The organism is uncultured Campylobacter sp., from assembly GCF_938002845.1.
Taxonomy (GTDB): domain Bacteria; phylum Campylobacterota; class Campylobacteria; order Campylobacterales; family Campylobacteraceae; genus Campylobacter_B.
Genome location: NZ_CALKZP010000033.1, coordinates 19,497 through 28,723 on the forward strand (window position 1 = coordinate 19,497; position 9,227 = coordinate 28,723).

9 protein-coding genes and 1 tRNA gene are annotated in these 9,227 nt (G+C 46.2%); 2 read left to right on the forward strand and 8 right to left on the reverse strand.

The window, feature by feature from the left end; all coding sequences use genetic code 11:
- Window positions 1-124: 124 nt before the first annotated feature.
- From rplT to Q0224_RS04610, 7 genes are all read right to left on the reverse strand, one after another.
- Window positions 125-481 carry a 50S ribosomal protein L20 gene (rplT, locus tag Q0224_RS04580; protein WP_005871091.1) on the reverse strand — a complete coding sequence of 119 codons (357 nt, stop codon included), beginning with the start codon at window positions 479-481 and terminating at the stop codon, window positions 125-127.
- A 98-nt stretch (window positions 482-579) separates the two neighbouring features.
- A complete protein-coding gene (gene rpmI, locus Q0224_RS04585) occupies window positions 580-771 on the reverse strand; it encodes a 50S ribosomal protein L35 (RefSeq protein ID WP_005871089.1) in 192 nt (63 codons plus the stop codon).
- 305 nt (window positions 772-1,076) lie between these two features.
- Window positions 1,077-1,598 (reverse strand): translation initiation factor IF-3, encoded by a 522-nt coding sequence (infC, locus tag Q0224_RS04590; RefSeq protein ID WP_297949474.1) that lies wholly within the window; start codon window positions 1,596-1,598, stop codon window positions 1,077-1,079.
- Entirely contained in the window at window positions 1,595-3,418 is a 1,824-nt protein-coding gene (gene thrS, locus Q0224_RS04595; RefSeq protein WP_297949476.1) for a threonine--tRNA ligase, read from the reverse strand. The genes infC and thrS overlap by 4 nt, the downstream gene beginning before the upstream one ends.
- Before the next feature lie 102 nt (window positions 3,419-3,520).
- A complete protein-coding gene (locus Q0224_RS04600; RefSeq protein WP_297949478.1) occupies window positions 3,521-4,720 on the reverse strand; it encodes a multidrug effflux MFS transporter in 1,200 nt (399 codons plus the stop codon).
- A complete protein-coding gene (locus tag Q0224_RS04605; RefSeq protein ID WP_297949479.1) occupies window positions 4,704-5,441 on the reverse strand; it encodes a spore coat protein in 738 nt (245 codons plus the stop codon). Before Q0224_RS04605 ends, Q0224_RS04600 begins: the two co-directional genes overlap by 17 nt.
- A gap of 233 nt (window positions 5,442-5,674) precedes the next feature.
- A tRNA-Glu gene (locus tag Q0224_RS04610) sits at window positions 5,675-5,749 on the reverse strand.
- A 77-nt stretch (window positions 5,750-5,826) separates the two neighbouring features.
- Between Q0224_RS04610 and Q0224_RS04615 the strand changes: the two genes are divergently transcribed.
- Entirely contained in the window at window positions 5,827-6,321 is a 495-nt protein-coding gene (locus tag Q0224_RS04615; protein ID WP_297949480.1) for a hypothetical protein, read from the forward strand.
- 367 nt (window positions 6,322-6,688) lie between these two features.
- Window positions 6,689-7,543: a deoxyribonuclease IV gene (nfo, locus tag Q0224_RS04620; RefSeq protein WP_297949481.1), complete on the forward strand. Its 855-nt coding sequence runs from the start codon at window positions 6,689-6,691 to the stop codon at window positions 7,541-7,543.
- Between the two features lie 761 nt (window positions 7,544-8,304).
- Here nfo and Q0224_RS04625 read toward each other — a convergent pair.
- The gene (locus Q0224_RS04625) at window positions 8,305-8,991 is read right to left on the reverse strand and encodes a tetratricopeptide repeat protein (protein WP_297949482.1); all 687 of its coding nucleotides are present in this window, start codon (window positions 8,989-8,991) and stop codon (window positions 8,305-8,307) included.
- Between the last annotated feature and the right edge of the window lie 236 nt (window positions 8,992-9,227).

Here is a 9,227-nt window from a genome sequence, read left to right on the forward strand (position 1 = left end):
ACCGCCTCAAATAAAATTACCCAAATTCTTAAATTTCGACAAATTTGCAGACGCGCTTTTAAAATTAAAAGTTTTGTCGAAATTTAAAAATTTAGCCGCCTTGGAGGCGACCAAATTTTAAAGCTTATTTTAATGCCGCTTTTGCCTTCTTCGCGACGGTTGCGAAAGCTTCGGCGTCGTTCATAGCCATATTTGCTAAAATTTTTCTATCAAGCTCGATGCCCGCTTTTCTAAGTCCGTTTATAAATTTAGAATAGCTGATGTCGTTTAGCCTACAAGCTGCATTGATGCGCACTATCCAAAGTCTGCGGAAATCGCGTTTTTTCGCGCGTCTGTCACGGAAGGCGTAAACAAGGCTTCTTTCTAGCTGCTCTTTAGCCTTTCTGAAATGTTTGCGTCTTGCGCTATAAAATCCGCGCGCAAGCTTTAGCACCTTGTTGTGACGGCGGCGTCTAACGATGCCTGTTTTTACTCTTGCCATATTAATCCTTTCTTAATCGGCGTCCCTTTGGGGATCTTGCCCTAAAATCCATAAATTTAGGGGAGTTTGAATGACTTTCGTCAAAAACTAACTTCGCACTATTTGCAAAGCATTTTTTTAACCGCAGATACGTTCGTAGAATCGACGTATTGGGCCTCGCGCAAATTCCTCTTGCGTTTTTGAGACATCTTCGTCAAAATGTGGCTGCGAAACGCCGAGCCTCTTTTGATCTTATTTTTGCCCGCTTTAAAACGCTTGACGGCACCGCGCACGCTTTTCATCTTTGGCATGGTCGTCCTTTTTTTAAAGTGAACGGGAAGTATATAATAAAGTTTCTTTGAAAAATTTGAATTTAAGGAATTTTATAGCTTAAACAAACGCAAGATAAATTTAAAGTTAAATTTTACCGCTCGATTAAGATTCGATTTCGCTTGATATGAAAAATTTTATACAAATTTAAAGGGCTAAATTTAGAGATAAACTTAGCCCGCATTAAATTGCCATTCGGCTTAAATTTACGCGCTGCGCCGCGGATAAAAACAGCGTGAAATTTTAAAATTTTGCCGCACGCAGCGCAAATACCACTAAATTTACGCTACGCCTTTTTCGGCGTGATCAGCATATTTACGTAGCGGCCCTCCAGCGCAGGCACCTTATCGCGATCGGCCACTTCTGCGAAAAATTCGTCCCAAATTTTATTGAGCAAATTTACGCCGATTTCCGGGCTTGACATCTCGCGCCCTTTTAAAAATACGCGAAGCTTGACGTGTTTGCCGCTACTAAGGAATTCTTTCGCGTGTTTTACTTTGTAATTAATGTCGTTTTGAGCGATTTTGGCGGACAGCTTGATCTCTTTCACCTCGATGATTTTTTGCTTTTTTTTCGCCTCTTTGAGCTTTTTTTCCTGCTGATAGCGAAATTTGCTATAGTTCATGACCTTGCAAACGGGCGGCTTTGCATCGGGCGCTATCAAAACCAGATCCACGCCCTCTCGCTCGGCGATTTGCAACGCCTGCGCCTTTGAAATTATGCCGTAAACCTCGCCGTTGTCGCCTATGCACCTGACTTCGCTAGCCGGAATGTCCTCGTTTAGAAAAACCTCTTTCTCTCTGCTCAAAAATTCACCTCGTTTAATTTAGCTTTTACGAAATTTAAAAACTCATCCAGCCCTAAATTTCGCTGTTCGCGCGCCCTGCGATCGCGCAAGGCCACGCTGCGAGCCGAAACTTCATTATCGCCTAGGACGATGATGAGCGGCACCTTCTGCTTTTCAGCCGTTCTGATTCGTTTATTTAACGTCTCGTTTCTATCTAAAATTTCGCCGTCAATGTCCGCCGCGCGCAGCAAATTTAAAATTTCTTTCGCGTAGTCTGCGTGCGCTTCACCGATCGGCACGATTGATACCTGCGTAGGACAGATCCAAAACGGAAGCTCGCCCGCGGTGTGCTCGAGCAAAATCCCCACGAACCGCTCGAAGCTTCCCAAAATCGCGCGATGCAGCATCACGGGCTGCTTTTTTTCGTTATTTTCGTCGATGTAGCCAAGCTCGAAGCGCGCAGGCAGGTTAAAATCGACCTGCACCGTGCCGCACTGCCACTTTCGCCCGAGCGCGTCGGTGATTTTGATATCGATCTTAGGCCCGTAAAATGCGCCGCCGCCCTCGTCTAAGCCGTACTTTAAGCCTTTTTCGTCAAGCGCGTCTTTTAAGGCCTTCGTCGCGATATCCCAAACCTCGTCGTCGCCGACCGCCTTTTGCGGTTTGGTCGAAATTTCAAGCTCGTATTCAAATCCGAAAGCCTTCATCAAAAGCTCGACGAAATCTAAAATTTCATAGACGTTTTCTTTGATCTGGCTCGGCATCACAAACAGATGCGCGTCGTCCTGCGTGAACTCGCGCACGCGGAAAAGCCCGTGCAAGACGCCGCTTTTTTCGTGGCGGTGCACGACGCCGTACTCGCAAAATTTAAGCGGCAGATCGCGATATGAGCGGATTTCGCTTTGATAAACCTTGATATGACCGACGCAGTTCATCGGCTTAATGCCGTATTCCTGCTCCTCGATCGTCGTAAAATACATATTTTCTTTGTAATTGCTGTAGTGTCCGCTGATCTTCCACGCGTCGGATTTTAAAATTTCAGGACCGCGCACCGGCTCGTAGCCGCGCTTGCGAAGCTGCCTATAAAGGCGCTCCTCGAGCTTTATACGCATCCTCGTGCCGGCAGGAAGCCAGATCGGAAGTCCTGCGCCGATCTGCTCGTCAAAGGTAAAAAATTTCATCTCGGCTCCGAGCTTTCGGTGATCGCGCTTCTTAGCTTCTTCAAGCATCGTAAGATGTTTTTTAAGGCTATCTTTATCGGCAAATACGACGCCGTAGATGCGAGTTAGCATCTCGCGCTTCTCGTCGCCGCCGAGATACGCCCCCGCGATGCGCGTAAGAGCAAAATTTTTCAAAAATTTCGTATTTTGCACATGCGGTCCGCGGCAGATATCCTCAAACTCGCCCTGCGCGTATAGGCTTACGGGGCCTTCGGGGATGCGCTTTAAAACCTCCTGCTTAAGATCGTCGTTTGCATATTTTTTCGCGACCGCCTCTTTTGTGGAGGCTATCTTTTTAATCTCTAAATTTGCCTCGGCGAGCGCGCGCATCTTTTTTTCGATCACCCCCAAATCCTCTTCGCCGAGCTTCTCGCCGCTATCTTTGCTGACGCGGATGTCGTAGTAAAACCCATCCTCGATCGCGGGTCCCACGAAAAATTTAGCGCTCGGATAAAGCTCGCGCACCGCCTGCGCCAAAAGGTGCGCACAGGAGTGGCGCAGAATTTTAAGCGCGTCCTCGGAATTATCGAAATATATCGGCTGCGCCTCGCTTGTGTGCTCGCCGATACTTTGAGTATCGTAAATTTCACCGTTAAGTTTATATGCGATAATATCGCTCATTGGCTTGTTTCCTTTTTTACCGAATTATCTTTCTTACACTGAAAGAACGAAAGCTAATTTTAGCTAATCAATCCTTAACGATAAATTTAAAAAATATTAAAATTAAAATTTTTGATTCTTTTCTCGCAATAAAAAATACACGGCGTTCGCGCAAAGAGCACAAATCACCATCACACTTGCGAGCAAAAACGGCTTATTCGCTCCCACTGCACCCACGATAAACGAAATAGCCCCGGCAATAGCAAACTGCGCAGTCCCCAGTACCGCCGAAGCTGCGCCAGAGTTGCCGTCCTTATATAGCGCCATCGCAAGCGTCGTGGCGTTAGGCGCAACAAAGCCAAGAGACGAAAGTAATACGAAAAGCGAAGCCTCAAAGCAGATGAAAGGAAGGTCAAGCATAGCGCATGCGAGCAAAATCAGGCTCATCACGAGCATCGCTATTAGACCGAAATTTAATAAAGCGGCGGGTTCGCGATTTTGCACGAGTTTGGCATTTAGTGCCGAAACAAGAGTCATTCCAAGAGCGTTTATGCCGAATACTGCGCCGAAGGCATGCTCGCCCAGCCCATAATAGCCCAAAAATATAAAGCTAGAGCCCGTGATATAAGCAAAAAGCGCGCTCATCGCAACCGCAAATCCTAGCGTATAGCGCATAAATTCTTTATTTCGCAAGATTATGCTGTATTCGCCAAGCACGCCTTTTACGCTAAGTGTAGCAGTCCTGTCTATCTGAGCGCTCTCGTCGAGTCCGAAAAATATAAATGCAAAAAGCAAAATTCCAAGCGCGAACAAAATCGCAAAAATCGCTTGCCATGAGAAAAAATCTAGCACAAATCCACCTAAAGTTGGTGCTAGCATCGGCGCTAGCGAGCCTACGACCATCATCAGCGCAAACATCGCCGCAGCCTCGTGCAGTTCGAATTTATCATTAATTACGGCTCGCGCAAGTACCACTCCAGCGCACCCACCCAAAGCTTGCAAAAATCTAAAAAATATAAACGCGTAAACGCTATCAAAGCTCACGCAAGCAAGCGACGCAAATATAAAAAGCAAAATGCCCGCGTATAACGGCTTTTTACGACCAAATTTATCGCTTAGCGGCCCATAAACGAGCTGTCCTAGCGCAAAAGCGATGAAAAAGCTCGCAACCGATAGCTGAGTGTAAAACTCGCTCGTAGCAAAGCTTGCCTTTACCTTTTCCAGCGCGGGCAGATACATATCGGTAGACAAGGGCGCCAGAGCGGACATATAGGCGAGTATAATCACCAGCTTAAATTTAGCGAATTTACTTTGTTTGACCATCGTTTTTCTCAATTATTTTTATGCAAAGCTCAAACGTGTGCACGAGCGCGTTTAGATCTTTAAATTTTTGCGGCAAGAGCCTGGCGATAAAATATATCGGACGCAGCGCAAGTACCGTAGCCCACGCACTTTGCACTACATCCTGCCCGCCGCTTGAGGCGTAGGTGCGAATGCCTGCGCGCACCAAGCCTTCGCTCAGCCCTTCACGACACAGATCATAAACAAACAGCAAAAAATCTCGCATTTTGGCTTTTTGCAGATCACCGCGCTCGCCGCGATTTTCAAAATCTATAAATTTCATCTCGCCGTTTTTTACTAAAACGTCGCGCAGCGCGGGTCTGCCGTGTATGAAGCCGCGCGAATGCAGCTGTGCTAACGCCGCAGCGTAGCCCTGAATGAGCGCCACGCAAGATGCCTCATCCGAGCTTTTTAGCACCTCGTCCACCGGCGTGCCGCCGTCTTTGAGTACGAAAAAGTTCTCGTCTCGCAGCACCAGCTGCGGCACAGGCGCGCCGGCTGCGTACAAGCTCTCGCATTTTAGCGCTTCGTAATCGAAAGAGGCTTTCGGATTTGCTTTAAATATTTTCGTAAGCAATCCACCGCGGATGTGCAGTTCCGGCTGCTTTAGCCAGTATTTCTCACCCTCGAAACTAAAGCTCGTGACGCGCTCGCCAGGATGATTTTTTAGAATTTCATTTACGTATTCTTTAAAATTTTGCATTTAATAAATTTAGCGAATTTTTTTTAGAAAGAGCTAAATTTGCGAGTTTTATTTTATTAAGTTTCATATGTCCGCATAAAATTTATTACGTAAATTCAGCGGGGCTAAATTTTAAAACTATAAAGTAGAATTTATTGAAGTCTTGGAATTTTATAGCGCAGGAAGCAGCAAAAGCGCATAATTTCAGAATTTTAAAAACTAAGATTTGCGTCAAAAAATTTTAAAACTAGAAGTGGCGACCCCTACGAGATTCGAACTCGTTTTACCGCCGTGAAAGGGCGATGTCCTAACCGTTAGACGAAGGGGCCACTTAATCTGGTATTAAGATTAAAGGCGGTATTCTACTCAAGACGCACTTAAACCCAACTTAAATTAAGGATTATTTATGAAATGCTCTTTTCTGGCGCCGCTTGCTCTTTCGCTTCTGCTCGCAGGCTGCGCTACCACCGCGCTCAAGCCCGCTTCTACGCAAGCTGTAAATTTCACCGTCATTTCGCCGCTTACTCGCACCAGCGACGCGGGCTTTATGCGTAAATTTAAAAATCAAACCGAGGTTCAAATTTACGCAAGCGGCATTAGCGTGCTGAGCCTGGTTTTAAAAGGCGATAAAATTTGCATGAACGGCGCGTGCGACGACGAGCTCGTTTTCAATAAAAAATTCTTCGGCACCGAGCACTACCGCGGGCTTCTCGGCCAAATCCTAGACGGCAAGCCGATCTTTGGCGGCAGCGACGCAGGCGAGCGCCTTTGCCTCGCGCAAAGTCTGCAAGATGACTCTATCGATTATAAAGTTTGCCGCGACAAGGACGGCGGCGGAAGATCCATAAGTTTCGCCGATGCAAAGCGCGGCGTAAAGATCAAAATCCGCGAGCTGCAGTAAAATTTTGCGCTAGCCGCGAGCAATGTTTGTAGCGCGTGAGATGCAATTCCGCGGGCGGCGCGAGCAAATCGCGAACGAGTAAAATTTCGCGCAGCGGGCGTTTGTAAGTGCGCGGAAATAATGCGCTTCGGTCACCGTTTCAAAACACGGCGCGAGCAGTCAAAATTCCATTATTCGGCGGGGTAGCCGCCTAAGCTGCACAAACGGCGCGATTTTATTAACACTCTGCACCGACTCTTTGCGGCGAAATTTACCGAGCAGTGCGTATGTGCAAAAGAAAAAACGCGCATTTAAATTTAGAAAATCAACGCACGGCAGAGGTTATGAAATTTTTCCGCGCAACGTAAAATAAAATTTAGGAGGCAGAATGAAGCGGATCGGAGCGCACGTGAGTGCTAGCGGCGGGGTTTCTAACGCGCCGCTAAACGCCGCAAAGATCGGGGCGGACGCGTTTGCGATGTTCGTCAAAAATCAGCGCAGATGGGACGCACCGCCGCTTAGCGCGGAGGAGACCATCGCGTTTAAGGACGCGCTGAAGCAAAGCGGCATCCGCGCGAAGCATGTCTTGGTGCACGACAGCTACCTCATAAATTTGGGCCATCCGCGCGAGGCGGAGCGCGAAAAGTCCCTAAACGCCTTCGTGGACGAGATCCGTCGCTGCGAGGCGCTCGGACTTAAGCTTTTGAACTTTCATCCCGGCTCGCATCTAAATGAAATTTCAGCTCAGCAGTGTCTGGATAATATCGCAGGGTCGCTAAATTTCGCCATCGCAAACACCGCAGGCGTCAAGCTCGTGCTCGAAAATACCGCGGGCCAAGGCTCCAATCTCGGCTATGATTTCGCTCAGCTCGCTTACGTGATCGGCAAAATTTCAAACAAAGATCGCATCGGCGTCTGCATCGACACCTGTCACGCGTTCGCCGCAGGATACGACCTCCGCAGCCCGCAGGCCTACGAGCGCACGATGAGCGAGTTTGACCGCGCGATCGGCTATAAATTTTTAAGCGGCATGCACCTAAACGACACGAAAAACGAGCTTGGCGTGCGCAAGGATCGGCACGAGAGCCTCGGACGCGGATTTTTAGGGCTCGCGGCGTTTGAAAACATCATGAACGACCCGAACATCGACGAGATCCCGCTGATTTTAGAAACCATCGACGATAGCCTCTGGGCGGAGGAGATCGCACTTTTGCGCAGTATGCAAGGACGCCGCAAAGCCTAATCAGGCAACCCTTTGCGCCACGTAGAATTTTATCTCATTTCGCTTTAAAGTGGCGCCAGCGATAAGAGCCTTATGCCGTGCGTTTACATCGCGAGATTTATCGCTTAATTTTAACAAGCAAAAATAATGAGGAACTTCGCGCTAAAAATTCTGCGCCGTAAAAAGTCGCGAAATTCTACGACGAAAACACAGCACCAGAGCAAAAGAGCAAAATTTTTATAGAAAAACGCAGCGTCGCGGCAGAAATGAAAAATTTTACGCTGCGTAATTAAAATTTTCAAGCAAGATTTTTAAAGCGATGCAGCGGTAAATTTTAAAATTCTATCGCTACGATATTTCAAGGCTCAGCGTCAAATTCGAAGTTCTAGAAATTCTAAAATTCTAAATTCCACATCAAAAAATTCGCGCGAAGCTTTATACGCGCGACTGCGTAAATTCCAACATCACAATTCTACTTTCACTTGATCCTTGCAGAGGCGAAGCGCATAAGATTTCATAAATTCTAACTTAAAATTTTGCTACGTACCAATCTATGCTTTTAGCGCGCATTTGCTTATGACAAATCTGCTTCTTTATTTTAGCGCTTTGCTCGCGCCAAAATCTGTGCAGGATCCGTGTAAATTTACGCTAAATTCTACCGCATATCGCCCGATCAATTTAAAATTTTATCGTCGCTTTGAATTTACTTGCGTTTTAAATTTAGACGCGGCGGGATTTTAAGCCGCAGCCGACGCGCATCGTACCAGCCGCAACTCAGCGCGCTATTTTAGCAGCTCATACATATCGCAGGATTCTTTATATATTTCCGACTCTCGCAAAATAAGATCGTCTTTGCATGTATCGCAAGCTTTTTTAAAGTACTGCGCAGCTTTGCTTTTATCTTTCATAGTGTAATAATTAAAATTTGCAAAGTTATTGCACGCGACACAATCACTTAAATCACAACCTTTCTTCATATAAACCCCCGATTTTAATTTATCCATTTTTACCTCTTTACCCTCATCATACATTTTCATTAGACTTTCGCAAGAGAAAGCATCTCCTATCTTAGCATTACAAGCCTTGTCGTAATAATTTATCGCCTCTTTTATATTTTTTTCTACAAATTTTCCAGTATGATATAACATCCCTAAATTTAAGCAGCTTTTTCCGCTTCCCTCACTGCATTTTCTTTCGGCAAATTTGATACCCTCCTTTGGATCTTCATCTATTATTTTGTAAATCACAAAGGGACAAGCCAAATCCTCTCCTCCGTCGCAAGCTTTTTTAAGTATATCGACCCCTTTATCGGGATTGCCGTTATTAATATATGACAAACCGGCTACATAGCAAGAGTTCATATCTCCGCCTTCGCACTTCTTTTCCGCAGCCTCAGCAAATTTAAGACCGTCTAAATCAGCGAACGCAAAGTAAGCGATAAACGCTAACGCAAATAGCGATTTTTTCATTTAGTATCCTTTCCGGGTAAAATTTGGCTAATTCTACCCCCCCCCCCCCCCCCCCTAAGAAATTGATTAAATTTGCCGCTAATTTTAAAAAGGCGGCGAGAATTTAACGGCCACGGATCCACCAAGCCCGCTCAAAATTTAAATTTTACCTGGATTGAGCTATAATCCCTTTTTTGAAATTTTAACCTTGGACTAAGAATTTGAAAATAGCGTTTTTTGACTCGGGTATCGGCGGG

Coding starts and splice junctions, on each gene's coding strand:
- nfo (WP_297949481.1), top strand. CDS start 6,689: ATGAAGCGGATCGGAGCGCACGTGAGTGCTAGCGGCGGGGTTTCTAAC.
- thrS (WP_297949476.1), bottom strand. CDS start 3,418: ATGAGCGATATTATCGCATATAAACTTAACGGTGAAATTTACGATACT.
- Q0224_RS04625 (WP_297949482.1), bottom strand. CDS start 8,991: ATGAAAAAATCGCTATTTGCGTTAGCGTTTATCGCTTACTTTGCGTTC.
- Q0224_RS04600 (WP_297949478.1), bottom strand. CDS start 4,720: ATGGTCAAACAAAGTAAATTCGCTAAATTTAAGCTGGTGATTATACTC.
- rpmI (WP_005871089.1), bottom strand. CDS start 771: ATGCCAAAGATGAAAAGCGTGCGCGGTGCCGTCAAGCGTTTTAAAGCG.
- Q0224_RS04615 (WP_297949480.1), top strand. CDS start 5,827: ATGAAATGCTCTTTTCTGGCGCCGCTTGCTCTTTCGCTTCTGCTCGCA.
- Q0224_RS04605 (WP_297949479.1), bottom strand. CDS start 5,441: ATGCAAAATTTTAAAGAATACGTAAATGAAATTCTAAAAAATCATCCT.
- rplT (WP_005871091.1), bottom strand. CDS start 481: ATGGCAAGAGTAAAAACAGGCATCGTTAGACGCCGCCGTCACAACAAG.